Genomic DNA, 19,611 nt, shown 5'->3' with positions numbered 1-19,611 from the left:
GGTGGATGCAACTATGCTCCCCGCCCGCATAAACTCCTCGATACCCCCTACGCCTCTGCTTTTTTCGTTTGGATAGCGGCTACAAAGTGCAACGCCTAAAGATCGGCCACTACTCCTGATCTCGCCCTTCCATCGCCCGTCAAGAATCCTCTGACAATCACCCACACTTGGAGGCTCTTGGCGGAAGCGGTGTCAGCAGTAGTTTGTCTATGAAAATTGAGTTATTTTTCCGAGGCTACCCACCGGGGTGCCCACTGGGCTGCTTTGCTTGCGGCGGAGAACTGTTTGCTACTTCGGATGTGAGAAGCTTTTACCGAGGTCCGCTTTCGACCGCGCATTCAATCGGTCGACGCAACACATGCGTGGGATCGGGTATCTACGTTTATAGAGAATGGGCAACCTAACGAAGCGAACATCGAAAGGTTCAGCGGTAGAGTCCTGTCCAAGTGAATACTATTCTGATTGAAACGACTGCACGCTACGATTGCCGGGCTATCACGTTGTCGGCTAGCGCAGCAATGCACCAGTGCGCCGCCTAGGTGTACACGTTCACTGTCAAGTCAGCGATAGTATACGGCTTAGGGGTCGTCACCGGCGTGAATACCGGCAGCGGCATGCTCTGCGCGCTGAGGTAGATGTAATCCAATGGCGCCGAGCCGCTCGGGACTTCTCGTGCTAACAATTTGAGTCGCGACCATGAGAGCCATGCTGCTTGCGCGTTAAACGGCTCCTTACCGCTGAACCTGGCCCACCAGCGGTTCAGTACGAGCAAGCGAACGGTTAGCTTGGCCGGATCGATGGCATCGTCGCCAAGGCCGACTGTCCGCAGCACGTTGTCGGGCCCAACCTTTCCAACCCAGCTGGCCACCTTTTGCACCCAACCGCCTGCCTTGTTCAGCAACTCGTCATACTGCTTTTCACGTCGCGCTAACTCACGCGCATAAACTGCAAGCCACTTAAGCTGAATCAGGTATAAACAGTTAGTAGACCTTTCGTAGACAACGAGGTCAATGTCTGTGAGGATTTGCTCCTCCTTGAGCAGCTTGACGTTTGATTCGCCAAAAAGGTAGTGGTTAGATCTGAGCAGCGTGGCGATCTCGTCTTGAAACTCGCTTTCTCGCTCCGCAAGGATTCTGCGCATTTGGAACGAGTAGATTTTAGCGAGACGCTGGACAAGAAACATGTAGGGGTTACCCAGGCGGGAGTATCGGGGAGCAAACACCGCGTCGCCGAGACTGACTAAACAAGGAATTGCTCCATCCGGCCCATAATCAAGCTTCGCGTTCTCTTCGCCAAGGACAAGGCACGCCTTGACCTTTTCGAATAACTCCGGCTGCTCAGGCACTCCTGGCACTCGGAAGCACTCACGGAGTTCTGCATCGCTAATCTGGGTCGGGATGAGCGTTAGAAAGCCCAGCGGGTTAAAGCGACGTTGCTCCATTAAGGTTATCTCTTCCAGCCAGGCCTTTGCGAACGCTAGCGAGCAGACATTGACAACGATCTGTTTCCACTGCGCGAAGGTAAGCGGGCCAATTTCCGTACCGTCGGCAAACGCATCAGCCTCGGCATATTCTGAAGCGAAAAATTCGAGGTATTGGCGACCGGCCTCCCTAAATGCTGCAAGTGCTTGCGAGTCGCCGGCAGGCCCAGCGGCGAAGCGAGCGTGCCAAGCCTGTTCAAACAATTTATCGATGCGCTTGCGATTATCCGACCGTTCGTTATGCTCGGCGTCGAGCAGAGCGTCCCGATCGCGATGCTCCAATGCTTCCTCCGAGGCAGCCACTTTCCGAATTTCGACCTCGTCAGGTCCGCAGACGCGGCACGCAACAAGCTTATATTCTTCGGCTTCCGCCAACGTTTTCAGGTCCAGCAGCTGGCCGGTTTCCATTAAACTGGTGCGGACCGCCTGAAATTCTACTTCAGCTGCCGGAAGAGAGATGCCTGCATCAGCACTGTTGGCTTTCATCATCTCCGGTAGCAGCCTACCGATCCCGAGACACATGACTTTCGCTACGCCCTTCGGATGCTTACGCACCCCAGCAAAATCTCTCTGCGCAAGCTCAGCATGAAAGTCCGCAACTTTGATCATGGTCAAAATATGCTGATTAGGGCGCTCACCGCCAGCCCTTAAAGCGTTGCCGATCGATTTGTTTGAATAGCTCTCAAGAATAGCTTGAACGGACTCTTCATCATGCATCGTTGCATACTCCTGATCGGTTGATTGACTTTTGGCGCAGTTCAAGCTGACGGCATAGCTCTACAGGGAATGTTCCTGCGAAACAACTTCTAACGCTGGATTTTACTCGCAGTTTTGGTGCGGTCACTTCTGGATAGGTGCCCGATTTCTGAGTAGTGTTACGCGACCCGAACTGCGCCGCGCAGAACTAGTTGTATGGACGTCACTCTTGGCCCGATAGCGGGCAGTTAGAAACTCTCAATGCACGAGACTGCTGCCTTTAAATTAACCGAAGTGTTTTTTTATTTAACCTAAAGTTATTTTGGTGTTCGCCAAGCCGAGGCCGTACTGAGCTTTTCTGGAACTCGTTCGAGCTGCCCCATTTCCTTAAGCCTATTAAACACATCCTTCATTTGATTGGAATCTTTGATTCCAGTTATCTCGCGCCCTTTCGCGTTATTGATTTCGTCGTGCGTCTTCATATAGTCCAAAACAAGTTGTTCAGCCGACGCTAACGGCTCGTGTCGAATCCGGACGATCACCGAATTCTCAGTTTCTTCAATCTCGGGCGGTTTGAGCTTAAGATTGCGCATTGCTTCGAATGCAGTATTCAATCCCTCGCCTACGTCCTTATTCGGAGGGTTCGGAAATTTATTTATCAATCGAACTATTTGGGGATTTCTCGCACTTTGAGTGTCGAGGATATTTTTCACGGTAACGTGACCAGGGAGTCGACCAGGACTTTCAATCTCTATGCGGTTATCAAACACACGAATTTGAATATCAGCCGTCCGGCTATAGTCGCGATGCAAGACAGCATTTGTTATGACTTCATGAAGCGTCTCATCGGGATAACGTACCGCTTCCAAACCTTCGGCTCCGATACGTTTTTCCTCTTCAATCATCTTTTTTGTCTTATCGACCGCGTCGTATATTTGCGAGTACAAGCAACCTTCGACAGTCTGAGGATCGCCAGCCAGCGACTCTCTACTTATATCATCATTTTTTGTCTTATACCGCATTAGTTTTATGCTCGACCTTTTTGGCAAAAACACGGCTGGTTCGTCACAAAACAGAAGAATACCGGAGACCTTAACGAATCCGTCTTTAACAAGATCTTGGTTTTTCAGGTATTTGTGCGGCTCGCCAGTAGGGATCACGTTGAGCATGAAATTGATAATGCTCTCACTGTTCTCAACACGATTCAACGAGCATTCGATCCACTCGTTTTCAAACGTTGCCACGCCTTTATCGAACTCCAACTGGCGTAGTTTTTCCTGCGTGTCGACCTTAATCTTCCCTGCGTTAGCACGAATGAAGATCTCGCCTGACGACGCCTTCACGATCTCTTTGACTTTACGAACAGTAATATGAAGGACATATCCAGCGCTCGAATCATTACTCAAGAATTCGAATGAAAGATGATTGCCTAGTGCATGTGACTGCAGAAGAACATGTACCACTGCATTTGCATCTTCAGGATTCCCGAAACCGCGCCAGGAGCGGGTTTTTTTCGATTTATCTTCGTCAATCCCGATGTAAATGTCGCCACCGATGAAATTTGCGAAAGCCGAGACTGTTTCCGATAGCTTACTCGGCTTGATCTCGATAGCTTTCACGTCATTTAAGTAACTCTCTTCGAGACTTATTATATGCTGTACTTGCTCGTCGTCGATCTTATAAACCGGGTAAGTCATCAAAATCCCTTTTTTATTAACTATGTGGCGCGGCAGAAAATGATCGTCAATTCAGCCAATTGATCGTTGCGCGGAGCGCTCATCTTCTACACGGAAATAGTAGAGTGCTGCCAAGTGCCTAAAGTGTTATACAAGCGTAACCCGCACGTCATCCCGCTGCCGCAGCCGAGTTCACGCGGCAGGTTATCTCGGGGCATCCTGGTCTTGCATTATGGAAGTCGATACTTTCGACCATATGACTTTCCTTGGGGCTTCTCACTAGTACAAGCATACCTGCGCTTGGCCAGCGCAGTCGTCTAGCCGCGTCCGCGTTCGACCTAAAGCGGTCTGGAGACAAAATCGAAGGTGAACGCTCCATCGACCTAACCCCGACCATGGACGCGTCAGCTCCAGATGGCAACCAGCTCGGCAATTTTCTTTGCGATCACCGTCATCGAGTCTTCCGAGGTGTCTAGTCCGCTACGAGAAGCAAGCATGGGACTGACGTCTCGGAGCGCTGTATAAGTTGTCCAGTGTACGATTGGCACCAGCCGGTTACCTTGTAAGAGCGTTGAAAGCTCTTTGTCGGCTACTCCTTCTTTGGGGAGACGTGCGAGCAACGCGGGAGTTACGAGAACGAGGCCAATTTTTGAGGTTGCCAACCCCTTATCTATCGCACGCATCATTGGCACGCCAAGGCCTAGATCCTTCTCGCTGAACCAGACCTTGACGCCGACTGCCTCAAGCAAGTCGTGCAGTTCCCTGGCGGCTCCCTGCCGATCATCCCAGGCGTGACAGAGAAAACAATCTCGAAGATCTGGCTTGGTCGCCGTTTGAGTTTCAATAGCTTCCCGGACCGGAGTGAGCGACGCAACTTGATCTGGTGTATACGAGAGAGATGAACCGGCACGCGACCAGCGAGGTCTTGAACTCCCACTCGCCACTGACCTGCTACCGCTGCTGTAGCTGCTGCCCGACGGGTAAGACGAACTGTAGCCGCCGCCATAAGCGTAGCTACTGCTGTAGCCGCCAAATTTGGAACTGCATGCAGGACAGTTCGCTCGTGCGGCTGCGGAACTGTGTCCCCGAACGGGTGCAGTGCATCGTGCCATTGCTTACCTTTCTTGGTTGTTGCGACAGGGCTGTTTATATGCACAGCAGCCTAAAGCCATCGTTGTTGGCTAACTTAAAGTATATATTCCCATAAAAAAATTGCCATAGCAACATTCATCTAGTAGAAGGAACGAACATCCGAAAATGGCCTATCACGGACCTGTATAACGGCTCAGTTTACGGCTTGTAACTCAGAAAGCAAGTAAAAGGATCTCAACCGCTTGAAGACCGCGTACCCGCAGTCCCGAAGGGACGAGGACCAAAAGGTTAATCTCAAAGAGATTAACCTTTTAAGACGTCAGTCTATCCTGCCTCCGAAACCTAAACCCCAATAAACCGTCTTCAACGCATTTGATCCTTCTGCTATGAAGCGTGCATAGGTACCGGCGCAATATCTCAGGAGCTACGCAACGTCAAACTGATTGTGCATTGTGGGTACTCGACGCAACGTCTATTAGTAAGCCTAGGCACAGGAACATATCGGTGCCTGAACCACCGGCCTGACGTAGCCACGAGGTCTCATTCACTTTCGTTTGGAGGGATCCATGGATCAACAAGCTCCTAATGTGGCTGTCGAACGCCGTGTATCGAGTAATCGTCCAGGCGTGCAATTCATCAGACTAAAGGAAGTGCTTGCCATCTGCGGCAGGTCGCGCAGTAGCATCTACGAGGCGATCAAGAAAGGAAACTTCCCGAAACCTGTGAAGCTGCAAGGCAGGTCGTCGGCCTGGATCAAATATGAAGTCGAACAGTGGGCAGTCCAGTGCATCCGCGCCAGTCGGCCTGATTCGTAGCAGCACGTGGAGAAAAAGTTCGTCATGACGAAATCTAGACGCCCCAGCATAGCGGGCGCCGGCATCAATCCGCTAACTTGTCGCGATACTCAGGGCAGCGGAGACGCTGGCCGTCGCACCAGATCATAGCTTGTGCTGCGCCCGCCAGCACCAGACCGCTGCAGGATGCCAAGTTCGACCAACTCGTTGATATCGCGTAGCGCGGTATCCGTCGACGATTTCGCGATTGCCGCCCACTTGCTGCTAGTGAGCTTGCCTTCGAAGCCATCGAGCAGCCGATTGATGATCTTGACTTGCCGCTCGTTAAGCGCCACACCCGAGACGCGTTGCCAAAAGTGGGCCTTCTCCAGCACGGCATCGAGCGCGTGGTGAGCCAGATCCACGGCCTCGCCGAGCATTTGCAGGAACCATAGCAGCCATTCGGTCACGTCCATGCCGGTTTTTTGCGTGCGCTCGAGAATGTCGTAGTACGCCTTTCGCTCGCGCTGGATCTGCGCCGACAGGCTGTAAAAGCGCTCCGGACTGCGATCGGCGCGCGCCAGCAGCAGGTCGCCGATGGCCCGCGCGATACGGCCATTCCCATCATCAAACGGGTGCAGGGTCACGAACCAGAGATGCCCCAGCGCCGCGCGAATCAGTGCCGGCTCGGCCTGGACCGGTGCGTTGACCCATGCAAGGAAGTGCTCCATCTCGCCAGCCAGGTTCTGCGCCGGCGGGGCCTCGTAGTGGACGCGTTGCCTTCCGATAGGCCCGGACACAACCTGCATCGGACCGTGCGCATCGTCGCGCCATGTGCCGGTGCTGATCTTGCTGAGGCCAGAGTAACCGGTCGGGAACAGCGCCGCATGCCAGCCAAACAGGCGCTCCTGCGTCAACGCCGACGCGCTGTTGATGGTGGCGTCGAGCACCATCTCGACCACGCCCTCGACGTGCCTGTCCACCGGCGCCAGCGAACCGATCTCGACGCCCAGGCGCCGCGCGATGGATGAGCGTACCGAGGCGACGCTCAGGTGCTCGCCCTCGATTTCGCTGGTCTTGATCACGTCGTCGGTCAATGCGGCCAGACTGGCTTGGTCGCGCAAACCCAGGCCGATGTCGGCAAGCCTGCCCAGAAGCAGGCCTTGGCGCTGACTGACCTGCGCAAGCGGCGACACCAGCGCCGCCAGGTCGTAGCGCCAGTTCGGCCAGTCCGGGGCCTGCCAAATATAGGTGTATTCGCCGCAATTCATGCGGTGATTGTACGGATTAATCGCCGCATTGCCAATGCCGAAAAAAGGCAGCCTCCCCTACTCCAGGCCGCCGCAGTAGTCGGCCCACGCCTGCATCAGGACAACCCGCTTCTCCAGCAGGTCGCCACGCCGGTACGCAGCTTCCACCTTGTCCGGCAAGCCATGCGCAAGCGCGTGCTCGCAGACCTCGCGCGAGAACGCATTCTTGCCGTACTCCGAGCACCAGTCACGGAAGGTCGAACGAAAGCCGTGCACCGTGATGTCCGTCCTCCCCATGCGCCGCAAGACGCTCGTGAGGCTCATATCGGAAAGAAGCGTCTCCTTGTCCCGGCCGGGAAAAACAAAGCCGCTACGGGCCCCTATCTCGGCCAGGATCGCCACGGCGCTGGTGGACAACGGAACCCGATGCTCCTTCCCTGCTTTCATGCGCTCGGCCGGGATCGTTCACAGCTTCGCATCCAGGTCGATCTCCGACCAGCGCGCACCGCGCACCTCGCCCGACCTGCAAGCCGTCAAGATGGCAAACTTGATCGCCCGCGCCGACACGCCCTCGCGTTTGCGCAGCTCCGTCATGAACGCGCCGATCTCGCGCCAGGGCAGCGCTGAATGGTTCTTCACCGGCGCGATCGTGTTTGGATTGGCGAGCAGGTTCTCCAGATGCCCACGCCAGCGCGCCGGATTTTCGTCATGACGAAATTTGTGGGTCGTGGCCCAGTCGAGGATGGACTCGATGCGTCCGCGCAGCCGCGTAGCCGTCTCGGTCTTCGTGGTCCAGATAGGCTTGAGCACCTTGACGACGAGGTCCGTGTCCACGTAGGCCACCGGCAGCGCACCGATGATGGGACTCACGTAGGCCGCGATCGTGGTCTCCCACTGCGCCGCATGCTTGGCGCTCTTCCAGCTGCCGCGGTGCGCGGAGATGTAAGCTGAAGCGCATTCGTCGAAGGTGACGCGCTTCGCCTGCTGATGCACGTATTCGGCCCGGGCTTTGTCACGCTCCTCGATGGGATCGCGTTTTTCCAGCAGCACGAGGCGGCATTGCTTCGCCTTCTCGCGCGCCAACGCCAAGTCGACAGTGTGACAGGAACCGAGTCCCATCTCGCGACGCAGGCCGCAAAAGTCGTAGCGGAACATCCAGCTTTTGGCACCGCTCTTCGACACCTGCAGCCAAAGCCCGGCGCCGTCGCCATACATGCCCGGCCTGGTGACGGAACGGACCTTGATCGCGGAAAGCTTGTTGATCGTGTAGCTCATCGGTGTGTACCCACCTTTCGGCGTAGTCTCCGCCCAGGTTTTCACTCTTGAAACGATCCATATTCCTACCCACCCCTCGTGCGTGGATGTGGGTAGATTTTAGTGGACGTCGGTGGACACCGATTTTAATTTTTCTCCTATGAGGAGACGAAAAAAAGCCCCGATTTCGGGGCTCTTGTTCAGTATGCTTGGCGGAAGCGGTGAGATTCGAACTCACGAACGGTTTCACCCGTCGGCAGTTTTCAAGACTGCTGCCTTCAACCACTCGGCCACGCTTCCCTGAGGAACCGGCATTATACATAATTCATCAACACCGGCGAAGTCAATCAGGCCAGCAGCAGCCAGTTCTCGCGCAGGCAGCGCTCGAAGCCCTCGGCCGGCAGCGGCTTGCTGTACAGGTAGCCCTGCACCTCGTCGCAGCCCGAGGCGCGCAGGAAGGCCAGTTGCTCCAGGGTCTCCACACCTTCGGCGATCACACGCAGGCCCAGTTGCTGGGCCATGCTGACGATGGTGCCGGCGATCGCGCAGTCGCTCGGATCGTCGGGGATGCCGGTGGTGAAGGAGCGGTCGATCTTCAGGGTGTCGATCGGGAAGCGCTTCAGGTAGGACAGGCTCGAGTAGCCGGTGCCGAAGTCGTCCAGCGACAGCGCCACGCCCAGCTGGTGGATGCGGTCCATGATCGCGGTGACGCGCTCGAAGTCGTGCATCAGGGTGCTCTCGGTGATCTCGAGCTCCAGCCAGCATGCGTCCAGTTCGTAGCGCGCCAGGGTATCGGCCACGCGGCCCGGGAGCGATTGGGTGAACTCGCGCGCCGACACGTTCACCGCTAGCCGGAACGGCGCGATGCCGGCGCGCTGCCAGATCGCGGCCTGGGCGCAGGCCTGCTCCAGCACCCACTCGCCCACCTGCACGATCAGGCCGGTGCTTTCCGCCAGCGGGATGAATTCGCTAGGTGGCACGATGCCGAAGCCCTGGTGCAGCCAGCGCACCAGGGCTTCGGCGCCGACGATGCGGTCGCTGCCGATCTCGAACTTCGGCTGGTAGTACAGGGTCAGTTCGCCGTTGCCGAGCGCCTGGCGCAGGCCGGATTCGATGCGCATGCGCTCCTGCATGCCCTGGTTCATGTCCTGGCTGAAGAAGGCGACGCTGCGGTCCGGATTCGCATCGAGCTGCTTGGCCCGTTCCATCGCGATGTCGGCCAACCCGAGCAGGGTCTCGGCATCGCTGCCGTCCTGCGGGTAGACGCTGATGCCGATGCTGGCGCCCACGCGCAGGTCGTGGCCACCGATCAGGAAGGGGGCGTCGAGCGCGGCCTGCAGCTTCTGCGCCACCGTGGTGGCCTCGAAATGCTGGCGGATGTCGAACAGGCCCACCGCGAACTCGTCGCCGGACAGGCGCGCCACCACGTCCTCGTCGCGCAAGGTGTTGCGGAAGCGTTCGGCGGCCTGCCGCAGCAGTTCGTCGCCGATGCGCCGACCCAGGGTGTCGTTGATGCGCTTGAAGCGATTCAGGTCGATGAACAGGAGGCAGCCGGCGGCCTCGTTGCGCTGCGCGACCATCAGCGCCTGGTCGACCAGGCGCGCGAACAGCGTGCGGTTCGGCAGGCCGGTGAGTTCGTCGTAATAAGCCAGGTGGTGCAGCTGTTCCTCGGCGCGCTTTCTCTCGGTGATGTCGGTGAGATAGGCGATCAGGCCGATCGGGCGCTCGGCCAGGTCGCGCAGCGGCGACAGCGACAGGCTGGCCCAGAACACGTCGCCCGACTTCTTGCGGCGACGCACTTCCATCATGCGTCCGCCCTCCTCGGCGAAGCTGTCGTGGAAGCCCTCCTCCTCGTCCGCATACAGGAACAGGATGTTGCGGCCGATCGCTTCCAGCGCGCTGTAGCCGAACAGTTCTTCGGCGCCGCGGTTCCAGCTGGTGATGTAGCCCATCTGGTCCATGGTCAGCACCGACTCGTGGATCTGGTCGAGGATCTGCGACTGGTGCGCGAGCTGGGCTTCCATCTGCGCGTAGGCATGGGTCGAGCGCACCGCCAGCGAATGCACCTGCAGCAGCGACGCGGCCAGGTGCGCCAGCGCGGCCAGCTGGCCCGCATCCTCGGCGGTATAGGCCGCGCGCCCGGCCACCTCGACGATGCCGAACTGCTCCGATGCGCCGGCCACGACCTGGCGCAGGACCGGGCCGGCGCCGGCCGGGCCGCCGACGCCGGCGCCGGGCAGGAAGCGCCCCACCGGGCTGTCCGTCAGCGCGGCGGCGATGCGGCCCAGCGCTTCGTGCAGGGCCTCGCCGCGCAGGCGCAGCACGGCGTCGCAGGTGGCGCTGGCGGCGCCGGCGAAATCCAGGGACGCGACCACGGCGACGGCCGAATCACACATTGCGGCCCACCTGGATCGCCCAGTGATAGGCGTGCAGCTGGCTGCTCCACCAGTCGGCCCGCTGCACGCCGGCCCCGTCGAGTGCGGCCTGCGATGGGTGGGTTTCGGTCAGGCGCAGCCAGCTGCCCAGCGCGCCGCTGCGGTCCAGGAGCGCGCCGGCCACGTGCTGCGGCAGGTGCAGGTCGGCGACGATCTCGGACATCGGCATGTGCAGCAACCGATCGAGCAGCGAGAACACGCCGGCCATGAAGGCCAGGTCGCAGTCGTCGCGCTCTCCCCCGCCCTGCTTGCACAAGGCTTCCAGCTGCGCGCCGCGGCGCGCGGCCAGCGGCAGCAGCAGGTTCGGCAGGCCGTCCACGCCCTGGCGCGCGTACAGCAGCAACTGCAGCCAGCGCTGCAGCTGGCGCCGGCCGAGCAGGCTGATGGCCTGGTTGAAGCTGGTGATCTGGGTGCTGACCGCGAAGGCGGCCGAGTTGACCAGCTTGAGCAGGTGGTAGGACAGCGCCGGGTCTTGCTTGAGCTGTTGCTCGAGCTCGCGCGAATCGGCATCCCGCGACAGCAGGCCGAGCAGGGTCAGGATGCGGCGCCGCGAGCCGACGTCATGGGTGTCGCCGGAAAACAACGGGTCTAAGGGGTAATCGCCGCTGAACCAGTCGAAGCCGGCCAGCTCGCTCTGGCTGAAAGCGGCGACACTGTCGACGCCACGCACCAGGTGCGGGCCGAACAGCGCGGCCAGGCGCCCGGGCGGCAAGCGGTCTTGCGCGCAGTCGCGCGCGATGGTGCGCAGCGCCGGCGGCACCGCCACGCCGGGCGGCGGCGCGCCGTCGAGCCAGAGACGGTAGCCGAGTTCGTGCAGTTCGGTGAGGCGGCGCCCCGCCCCGTCGCGCGCCAGCGCGGAGGCCGCGACAACGAAGCCAATGCGGTTGGCCGGCGCCAGGGCCAGCACCGGTTGCGTGAGCGCAGCAGGGTCGTCGAGCAGGAGCAGGCCGTCGAGCGGGGCGATCGCGGCCAGCAGGTCCGGCGTACCGAACACGGCCTGCAGGCGCTGCGACAACCCGGGGCCGCCCTCGACACGCAGGCACAGCGCCACCCACTCGTTCTGCCCATTGGCGACCGGGTCGATTGCTACCAGCGGAAACGAGTCGGGATGCTGCTCGGCCATTATGGGAGGGCTCTCAGTGATATTCGGCCAATCTTATTGCACCGATTATCAGAAAGCAACATCTTTTATTTCTTTGGAGATACTTTTCGTCCACGCCTACGGATAACCGCCGTGTTCGGCGCGCTGGACGGCGTAGCGGATCAGTTCCGCCTGCCCCTCGATGCCGAGCTTGCGCTTGATGTTGAGGCGGTGGGTTTCCACGGTGCGTACCGACAGGTCGAGCGCGCGCGCGATCTGCTTGTTCGACTGGCCCGCGGCGAGGTGGTCCAGCACTTCCTGTTCGCGCACCGTCAGCACGCTGCCCGCGGCGGCCGGGCTGGCCAGCTGGCGCGCCAGCGCGGCGCTGTAGTAGATGCCGCCGCCCATCACGGTATCGATCGCCAGCACGATGTCCTTGCCGGGTGCGTCCTTCAGCACGTAGCCGCGCGCACCGGCCGCCATCGCCTGCGTCACGTATTCCGGCTTGTCGTGCATCGACAGGATCAGCACCGCGATGCCCGGATAGTGCCGCAACAGGCTGGCGGTCGCTTCGATGCCGCTGCCACCCTTCATGTTCACATCCATCAGCACCAGGTCGGGGCGGCAGGCGCCGGCCTGCGCGATGGCTTCCTGGCCCGATCCGGCCTCGCCCACCACGCGCAGGCGCGGCGCCGCTTCCAGGCGCGCGCGCAGGCCGTCGCGCACCAGGGGATGGTCGTCCACCAGCAGAATGCGGGTCTCCAGCGGGCTCTCCGATGCCTCGGTCATGTCTGTTCCTTCAGGTCGATGCTGGCCGCCACGCGGGTGCCGAGCGGTGAGGAATCGATCGCCAGGCGGCCACCGATCGCTTCCATGCGTTCCATCATGTTGCGCAGGCCGATGCCGCGCTGCGGGTGACGGGCGATGTCCTGGGCATCGAAGCCCTCGCCGTCGTCGGCGATGCTCAGGCTCAGGCAGCGGCCGCGCCGCGCCAGCAGCATCTCGACCTGGCGCGCGCCGGCGTGGCGCTCGACATTGGTGAGCGCCTCCTGGGCGATGCGAAACAGCACCGTCCCCGCCATTTCCGGCAGCGTATCGACCGCGCCCTCGCAGCGCAGGCGCACCGGGGTGCCGCTGTGGAGCCCGAACTCGCCGGCCAGGTGCTCGAGCGCCGGCGCCAGGCCCAGGTCGTCGAGCAGCGCCGGACGCAGGTCGTGCGAGATGCGGCGCACTTCGCCCAGCACCGATTTGACCTGCTCCACGGTCCGGTCGAGCGAGGCGCGCGCCGCCCGCTGCTGGCCGGCGTCGCCGTCCAGGCGGATGATGCCGGCTTCCAGCTGCAGCTTGACCGAGACCAGCGCCTGGCTGATGCCGTCGTGCAGGTCGCGCGACAGGCGCGCCCGCTCTTCTTCCTGCGATTCGACCACGCGCTGCGCCAGCGCCTTGAGCTTGGCGTCGGCCACGCGCAGCTCGCGCAGGTTCAGGGCCAGGCCGCCACCGGCCACCGCGCTCGATGCCAGCACGGCCAGGCCGGCGATCCACAGCAGGGTCTCGTCGATGTTGCGCGACTGCTGGGCATCGACCTGGGCCAGCGCGGCCTCGACATCGTCGAGATAGATCCCGGTGCCCATCATCCAGCCCCAGTGCGCCACCGGCACTACGTAGCCGAGCTTGGGGGCCGCCCGGTGCGAGGACGGCTTGGTCCAGGTGTAGCGGTGGAAGCCGCCGCCGGCGCGGGCGCGCTCGATCAGGCGCTGGATGGTCGGCACGCCGTTCGCATCGACCCAGTTCCACATGTCGGTGCCGACCAGCTCGGGCTGGCGCGGGTGCATCAGGCTGCGCCCCTTCATGTCGTAGACGAAGAAGTAGCCGTCGTCGCCGAAGCTCAGGCTGCCCAGGATGCGCTTGGCCTCGTCCAGCGTGGCCGGGTCGCTGCGCCCGGTGCGCACCAGGTGGCCGATCGACTGGGCCGCCAGGGCCACGTAGTGGCGCAACTCGGCCTCCTTGCTGGCCAGGTAGGCGCGCTGGATGGTGGCGCGCTGCTGCTGGGCCAGTTCGACGGCCTGCTGGCGCACGAACAGGGCGATGGCGCACAAGGCCACGATCAAGGGCGCGATCGCCAGCACGATGAGCTTCTGCCTTAGTTTCATCGGTGAATGTCGGGTTTCGCAGGGTGGACGGCGATGCCGTCCGCGCGTTCAAACGGTGGTGGAATCATTGGCCCGGCATTTCCAGCGTGAGCGCGGGGGGATGGTCAGGTATTTTACGGCCTGAGCCGGCCTCGGGCCTACGTACTACTACGCAGATACTGCGTAATGGTGCGCTTGCGGCGCTGATATTCGTGCAACATACTCTCCGGTACGCTGTCCAAGAAACCGCCGGTCCATCGAGTCGGGTCCGGCCACGACAAGTAGTCAATCCACCTCGGAGGAGCACCATGAAACGCATGTCGGGCATGCTCGGCTGGATCGCGCTATCGATCCTCGGCGCCTTTTCGCTCGGTTACGTCGCCGTCAAGCGCGGCGAAACCATCAACGCCATCTGGATCGTCGCGGCTGCCGTCTGCGTCTACCTGATCGCCTACCGCTTCTACAGCAAGTACATCGCCTACAAGGCGCTCGGCCTGGACCCGACGCGCCAGACCCCCGCCTACAAGTACAACGACGGCCTGGACTACGTCCCGACCAACAAGTACGTGCTGTACGGCCACCACTTCGCCGCGATCGCCGGCGCCGGCCCGCTGGTCGGCCCGGTGCTGGCGGCCCAGATGGGCTACCTGCCCGGCATGATGTGGATCCTGGCCGGCGTCGTCTTTGCCGGCGCCGTCCAGGACTTCATCGTGCTGTTCATGTCCACCCGCCGCGACGGCCGCTCGCTGGGCGACCTGGTCAAGTCGGAGATGGGCGAGATCCCGGGCCTGATCGCGCTGCTGGGCACCTTCATGATCATGGTGATCATCCTGGCGGTGCTGGCACTCATCGTCGTGAAGGCGCTCACCGGTTCGCCCTGGGGCACCTTCACCGTGATGGCCACCATCCCGATCGCGCTGTTCATGGGCCTGTACACCCGCTACGTGCGCGTCGGCCGCATCGGCGAGATCTCGCTCATCGGCTTCGTGCTGCTGATGCTGGCCATCATGGGCGGCCAGTGGGTGCACGATTCGCCGACCCTGGGCCCGATGTTCACCTTCACCGGCACCGAACTGACCTGGATGCTGATCGGCTACGGCTTCGTCGCCTCCGTCATTCCCGTGTGGCTGCTGCTGGCGCCGCGCGACTACCTGTCGACCTTTCTCAAGATCGGCACCATCATGGCGCTGGCGATCGGCATCCTGATCGTCGCCCCCGACCTGCGCATGCCGTCCACCACCAGATTCATAGACGGCACCGGCCCGGTCTGGTCGGGCAGCCTGTTCCCGTTCCTGTTCATCACCATCGCCTGCGGCGCGGTGTCGGGCTTCCACGCCCTGATCTCGTCGGGCACCACCCCGAAAATGCTCGAGAACGAATCCCACGCGCGCTTCATCGGCTACGGCGGCATGCTGATGGAATCCTTCGTGGCCATCATGGCGCTGGTGGCGGCATCGACCATCGACCCGGGCGTCTATTTTGCGATGAACAGCCCGGCGGCGGCGCTGGGCACCACGGCGCAGTCGGCGGCGGCGGCGGTGTCGCAGATGGGCTTCGTGGTCACGCCGGAACTGCTGGAACAGATGGCGCGCGACGTCGGCGAGCACACCATCATCTCGCGCGCCGGCGGCGCCCCGACCCTGGCGGTGGGCATGGCCCAGATCCTCTCGAACGTGGTCGGTGGCCAGGCCATGATGGCGTTCTGGTACCACTTCGCGATCCTGTTCGAGGCCCTGTTCATCCTGACCGCGGTGGATGCCGGCACCCGCGCCGGACGCTTCATGCTGCAGGACCTGCTGGGCGCCTTCGCCCCGTCGCTCAAGCGCACCGAGTCGCTGCCCGCCAACCTGCTGGCCACCGGCCTGTGCGTGGCCGCCTGGGGCTACTTCCTGTACCAGGGCGTGGTCGATCCGCTGGGCGGCATCAACACCCTGTGGCCGCTGTTCGGCATCGCCAACCAGATGCTGGCCGCCGTCGCCCTGATCCTCGGCACCTGCGTGCTGTTCAAGATGAAGCGCGCCCAATACGCCTGGATCACCATCGTGCCGACCATCTGGCTGCTGGCCTGCACCCTGACCGCCGGCTGGCAGAAGATCTTCGATCCGAACCCGAAGATCGGCTTCCTGGCCCACGCCGACAAGTTCCGGACCGCGCACGACGCCGGCACGGTACTGGCGCCGGCCAAGACGGTCGAGCAGATGGAGCGCATCATCTTCAACGACTATGTCGACGCCGCGCTGGCGGGCTTCTTCATGATCGTGGTGCTGTCGGTGCTGGTGTACGGGATCCGCACGATCCTGGCCTCGCGCGCCAGCAGCGGCCCGACCGCGAAGGAGACCCCGTACGTCGCCATGCCGAGCCCGCAGGTGTCATGATGTTCAGCGACCTGGTAGACGCTGGTGTACAAGCGACCAAGCAGGCCGGCAAGTACCTCGGGCAGAGCATGCGCCTGATGGTCGGCCTGCCCGAGTACGACACCTACCTGGCGCACATGGAACGTACCCATCCGGACCAGACGCCGATGACGTACGAGGAGTTTTTCCGTGAGCGCCAGGAGGCCAGGTACGGGGGCAAGCGGGCCACCTGCTGTTGAGGGACTCGATGTCCGTTGCATAACGAAGGGGCGCCGCGGCGCCCCTTCCCTTTTCCATCCTACGCTTCAGTACTGCGTTCGCATATCGCACCTTGACCTCCCTCAACGCTACCCCTGCGCCTTGAACGTATATTTTTTTCTTGCGGGAATTTGCATTCCGCAAAGGAAGCCCAGCGTCGTCCGTCGCCGGGCCGCTCCGCCGTGCCTGCGGGATCAGAATGCCGAACTTCGAGCGCTCCAGCCTGAACCAGAAGCTGACCATCATCTCGCTGCTCTCGACCGCGACCGCGCTGGTGTTCGTGTTCGCGACCTTCACCGCGACCTCGGTGGTCAAACATCGCAAGGACGAGGCGATCCAGCTGTCCACCTTCGCCCAGGTCATCGCGGCCAGCAGCGCCGACTACCTGCTGCTGCGCGACCGTCCGCGCGCCCAGGGCGCGCTCGGGGCGCTCGCCGCCAAGAAGGACATCGCCGCCGCCGTCCTGTACGACCGCAACGGCCAGCCCTTCGCGCACTACGTGGCCGGCAGCGACAGCGCGACCGAAGCGCCGCTTCCGGACGCGCTGCCGGGGGTCGATGCCGAAGCCCTGGCCGCCGCCAATACCCAGGGACAGCAGCAGCTGTCGCGCCGCATGCGGCTGTACCGGCCGGTCATGGCCGGCACCCTGCAGGTGGGCGTGGTCATGATCGAGACCGACATGTTCGCGACCTGGGTCGACCTGCTGGCCGGGCTGGCAGTGATGGGCCTGGCCATGGGCGCCTCGCTGGTGGTATCGGTGGCCATGGCCGGACGTTTCAAGCGCAGCATCGCCGAACCGGTGACCAAGCTGATCCAGGCCGCGCAGAAGGTGTCCGCCAGCCAGAACTACAGTCTGCGCATCGCCCACCAGCGCACCGACGAACTGGGACAGCTGATCGACAGCTTCAACACCATGATGGCGCAGATCGAGGACCGCGGCGCCGCCCTGCTGCACCATCGCGACGAGCTGGAGCGCCAGGTCGGCGTGCGCACCGAGCAGCTTGAAAAAGCCAAGAACGCCGCCGAAGCCGCCAGCCGCGCCAAGAGCGCGTTCCTGGCCACCATGAGCCACGAGATCCGCACGCCGATGAATGGCGTGCTCGGCATGACCGAGATGCTGCTCGCGACAGAGCTCACCGAGGCCCAGCGCAACTACACCACCCTGGTCAAGCGCTCGGGCGAGCACCTTTTGGTGATCATCAACGACATCCTCGACTTCTCCAAGATCGAGGCCGGCAAGCTGACCATCGAGTACATCAACTTCAACCTGTGGGACCTGCTGGATGACATCCACAACGTCTATACCCCGCAGGCGGCCGGCAAGGGCATCGGCTTCGATTTCGACATCGCCAACGACATCCCGGTGGCGATCTGCGGCGATCCGAACCGGCTGCGCCAGATCATGGCCAATCTGCTCGGCAACGCCATCAAGTTCACCGAGCAGGGGCGCATCCTGGCACGGGTGCGCGTGGCCGGCGAGGACAGCCAGTCGGTCATGCTGCGCTTCGAGGTGCACGACACCGGCATCGGCATCTCGCGCGAGGCGCGGGCGCGCCTGTTCGAGGCATTCTCGCAGGCCGACGATTCCACCACCCGGCGCTACGGCGGCACCGGCCTGGGCCTGGCCATTTCGAAGCAGCTGGCGGAACTGATGGGCGGCGCGATCGGGGTCGACAACGCAGCCACGCGCGGTTCCATCTTCTGGTTCACGGTCAGCTTCGACAAGCGCCGCGTCGATCCGGACGCGCCGGACGCGCCCGGGCGCCGCCAGCATCCGCTGGAGGGCCTGCGCGTGCTGGTGGTCGACGAGCAGGAGGAAAGCCGCGAGGACCTGGCCCAGCAACTGCAGGCCTGGCGCGCTTCCTGCGACGGCGCGGCCAGCGCCGCTGCGGGCTACGAACGCCTGCTGAGCGCGGCGCGGGCCGGCCGTCCCTACGACGCCGCGGTCCTCGACATGGAACTGACCCACACCAGCGGCCTGGCCTTGGCCGCCTCGATCAAGGCCGACGCCGGGGGACGCGCCACCCACCTGGTGCTGCTGAGTCCCGAGCGGCTGGCGGCCGACCCGGTGCAGCGGCGCACGGCGGGCGTGGCCTACCAGCTGGTCAAGCCCGCGCGCGCGGCCGACCTGTACGCGTGCCTGGCTGCCTGCGCCGCGCGGCTGCACGCGCCCGCGGCTGGCGCCGTGGGCACCATTGGCGCGCCGCCGGCCGCGCCCGCGCAGCGCTTCCCTGCCAGCGCCGGATCCGCGATGCCCACGCCATCGGCAGCCCCGGCCCTGGCGGCCGCCCCTGCCCGCCCGGCGCCACGCACCAGGACCCGCCGCGTGCTGCTGGCCGAGGACAACCCGGTCAATGTCGAAGTCGCCAAGGCGATGCTGGAAAGCCTGGGCATCGAGACGCATTGCGCGCGCAACGGCCAGGAAGCCCTGCAGGCGGTGCGCACGGGCAGTTTCGATGCGGTGCTGATGGACTGCCAGATGCCGGTGATGGACGGCTTCGCGGCCACCGCCGCCATCCGCCGCCACGAGCGTGACGCGGGGCGCGCGCGCACGCTGCCGGTCATCGCGATCACCGCCAACGCCCTGCAGGGCGATCGTGAGGCCTGCCTGGCGGCCGGCATGGACGACTACCTGTCGAAGCCCTTCACCCAGCAGCAACTGGCCGCCGTGATCGGGCGCTGGGTCGCGGTGCCGCTGGCGGCCGGCAGCCACCACGACGACGCGCCCCTGCGCGCACCGGCGCGCCTGCCGCCCGAGACGGTCGAGGTGATCCAGCGCGAAGCCGTCAACCGGGTCGCGCTCGACAACATCCGCGCGCTCAGCCGCGACGGCGGCGATGCGCTGGTGCAGAAGGTGGTCGCGGCCTACGTCGGCGACATGCCACGTCAACTGGCCACGCTGCGCGAGGCGGTCGAGGGCATGGACACGGGGAGCTTGCGCCGTGTCGCCCACGGCCTGAAGTCGGCCAGCGCCAACGTCGGCGCCGCGCGCCTGGCGACGCTGTGCAAGGAACTCGAACAGCTCGGGCGCGCCGACAAGGTCACTGGTGCCGACCGCATCCTCGCCGACATGGAACACGAATTCCAGACCGTGCGCCACTCGCTCCACGCCATGCTTGAAAAGGAAACTTGA

The 19,611-nt window shown here is 62.6% G+C and carries 12 protein-coding genes, 1 tRNA gene and 1 pseudogene; 4 read left to right on the top strand and 10 right to left on the bottom strand.

Going from position 1 to position 19,611, the window contains the following annotated elements; all coding sequences use genetic code 11:
* Window positions 1-535: 535 nt before the first annotated feature.
* The 3 genes from IM543_09055 to IM543_09045 all read right to left on the bottom strand — a co-directional run bounded on the left by IM543_09055 (window position 536) and on the right by IM543_09045 (window position 4,964).
* On the bottom strand, window positions 536-2,197 hold the full coding sequence (locus IM543_09055; protein QOY95957.1) for a hypothetical protein: 1,662 nt from the start codon (window positions 2,195-2,197) through the stop codon (window positions 536-538).
* Window positions 2,198-2,493: 296 nt separating this feature from the next.
* Window positions 2,494-3,873 carry a putative DNA binding domain-containing protein gene (locus tag IM543_09050; GenBank protein QOY95956.1) on the bottom strand — a complete coding sequence of 460 codons (1,380 nt, stop codon included), beginning with the start codon at window positions 3,871-3,873 and terminating at the stop codon, window positions 2,494-2,496.
* Between the two features lie 383 nt (window positions 3,874-4,256).
* Window positions 4,257-4,964 carry a toll/interleukin-1 receptor domain-containing protein gene (locus IM543_09045; protein QOY95955.1) on the bottom strand — a complete coding sequence of 236 codons (708 nt, stop codon included), beginning with the start codon at window positions 4,962-4,964 and terminating at the stop codon, window positions 4,257-4,259.
* A 546-nt stretch (window positions 4,965-5,510) separates the two neighbouring features.
* On the opposite strand from IM543_09045, the gene IM543_09040 reads away from it, so the two are divergent.
* Window positions 5,511-5,759, top strand: a complete 249-nt coding sequence (locus tag IM543_09040; protein ID QOY95954.1) for an AlpA family transcriptional regulator — start codon at window positions 5,511-5,513, stop codon at window positions 5,757-5,759.
* Window positions 5,760-5,848: 89 nt separating this feature from the next.
* On the opposite strand, the gene IM543_09035 is transcribed toward IM543_09040, so the two are convergent.
* The 7 genes and pseudogenes from IM543_09035 to IM543_09005 form a co-directional block, all read right to left on the bottom strand.
* On the bottom strand, window positions 5,849-6,988 hold the full coding sequence (locus tag IM543_09035) for a Fic family protein (protein QOY95953.1): 1,140 nt from the start codon (window positions 6,986-6,988) through the stop codon (window positions 5,849-5,851).
* Between the two features lie 57 nt (window positions 6,989-7,045).
* Window positions 7,046-8,242: pseudogene (locus tag IM543_09030) on the bottom strand (integrase arm-type DNA-binding domain-containing protein).
* A 189-nt stretch (window positions 8,243-8,431) separates the two neighbouring features.
* Window positions 8,432-8,521 (bottom strand) — tRNA-Ser (locus IM543_09025).
* A 47-nt stretch (window positions 8,522-8,568) separates the two neighbouring features.
* Window positions 8,569-10,617, bottom strand: coding sequence for an EAL domain-containing protein (locus tag IM543_09020; protein QOY95952.1), 2,049 nt, complete (start codon window positions 10,615-10,617; stop codon window positions 8,569-8,571).
* Window positions 10,610-11,779: an HDOD domain-containing protein gene (locus tag IM543_09015; protein ID QOY95951.1), complete on the bottom strand. Its 1,170-nt coding sequence runs from the start codon at window positions 11,777-11,779 to the stop codon at window positions 10,610-10,612. Before IM543_09015 ends, IM543_09020 begins: the two co-directional genes overlap by 8 nt.
* Before the next feature lie 96 nt (window positions 11,780-11,875).
* On the bottom strand, window positions 11,876-12,526 hold the full coding sequence (locus IM543_09010; GenBank protein ID QOY95950.1) for a response regulator transcription factor: 651 nt from the start codon (window positions 12,524-12,526) through the stop codon (window positions 11,876-11,878).
* Window positions 12,523-13,887, bottom strand: coding sequence for a cache domain-containing protein (locus tag IM543_09005; GenBank protein QOY95949.1), 1,365 nt, complete (start codon window positions 13,885-13,887; stop codon window positions 12,523-12,525). The genes IM543_09010 and IM543_09005 overlap by 4 nt, the downstream gene beginning before the upstream one ends.
* 287 nt (window positions 13,888-14,174) lie before the next feature.
* Here IM543_09005 and IM543_09000 point away from each other — a divergent pair, with 287 nt between their 5' ends.
* The 3 genes from IM543_09000 (at window position 14,175) to IM543_08990 (ending at window position 19,611) form a co-directional block, all read left to right on the top strand.
* Entirely contained in the window at window positions 14,175-16,241 is a 2,067-nt protein-coding gene (locus IM543_09000; GenBank protein QOY95948.1) for a carbon starvation protein A, read from the top strand.
* Window positions 16,238-16,459: a YbdD/YjiX family protein gene (locus tag IM543_08995; GenBank protein QOY95947.1), complete on the top strand. Its 222-nt coding sequence runs from the start codon at window positions 16,238-16,240 to the stop codon at window positions 16,457-16,459. Before IM543_09000 ends, IM543_08995 begins: the two co-directional genes overlap by 4 nt.
* Before the next feature lie 218 nt (window positions 16,460-16,677).
* Window positions 16,678-19,611 (top strand): response regulator, encoded by a 2,934-nt coding sequence (locus IM543_08990; protein QOY95946.1) that lies wholly within the window; start codon window positions 16,678-16,680, stop codon window positions 19,609-19,611.

The organism is Massilia sp. UMI-21 (assembly GCA_015277795.1).
GTDB lineage: Bacteria > Pseudomonadota > Gammaproteobacteria > Burkholderiales > Burkholderiaceae_D > Telluria.
This window is presented reverse-complemented; position numbering and strand designations above follow the sequence as displayed.

Coding starts and splice junctions, on each gene's coding strand:
- IM543_09020 (QOY95952.1), bottom strand. CDS start 10,617: ATGTGTGATTCGGCCGTCGCCGTGGTCGCGTCCCTGGATTTCGCCGGC.
- IM543_08995 (QOY95947.1), top strand. CDS start 16,238: ATGATGTTCAGCGACCTGGTAGACGCTGGTGTACAAGCGACCAAGCAG.
- IM543_08990 (QOY95946.1), top strand. CDS start 16,678: ATGCCGAACTTCGAGCGCTCCAGCCTGAACCAGAAGCTGACCATCATC.
- IM543_09005 (QOY95949.1), bottom strand. CDS start 13,887: ATGAAACTAAGGCAGAAGCTCATCGTGCTGGCGATCGCGCCCTTGATC.
- IM543_09010 (QOY95950.1), bottom strand. CDS start 12,526: ATGACCGAGGCATCGGAGAGCCCGCTGGAGACCCGCATTCTGCTGGTG.
- IM543_09000 (QOY95948.1), top strand. CDS start 14,175: ATGAAACGCATGTCGGGCATGCTCGGCTGGATCGCGCTATCGATCCTC.
- IM543_09040 (QOY95954.1), top strand. CDS start 5,511: ATGGATCAACAAGCTCCTAATGTGGCTGTCGAACGCCGTGTATCGAGT.
- IM543_09050 (QOY95956.1), bottom strand. CDS start 3,873: ATGACTTACCCGGTTTATAAGATCGACGACGAGCAAGTACAGCATATA.
- IM543_09055 (QOY95957.1), bottom strand. CDS start 2,197: ATGCATGATGAAGAGTCCGTTCAAGCTATTCTTGAGAGCTATTCAAAC.
- IM543_09045 (QOY95955.1), bottom strand. CDS start 4,964: ATGGCACGATGCACTGCACCCGTTCGGGGACACAGTTCCGCAGCCGCA.
- IM543_09015 (QOY95951.1), bottom strand. CDS start 11,779: ATGGCCGAGCAGCATCCCGACTCGTTTCCGCTGGTAGCAATCGACCCG.
- IM543_09035 (QOY95953.1), bottom strand. CDS start 6,988: ATGAATTGCGGCGAATACACCTATATTTGGCAGGCCCCGGACTGGCCG.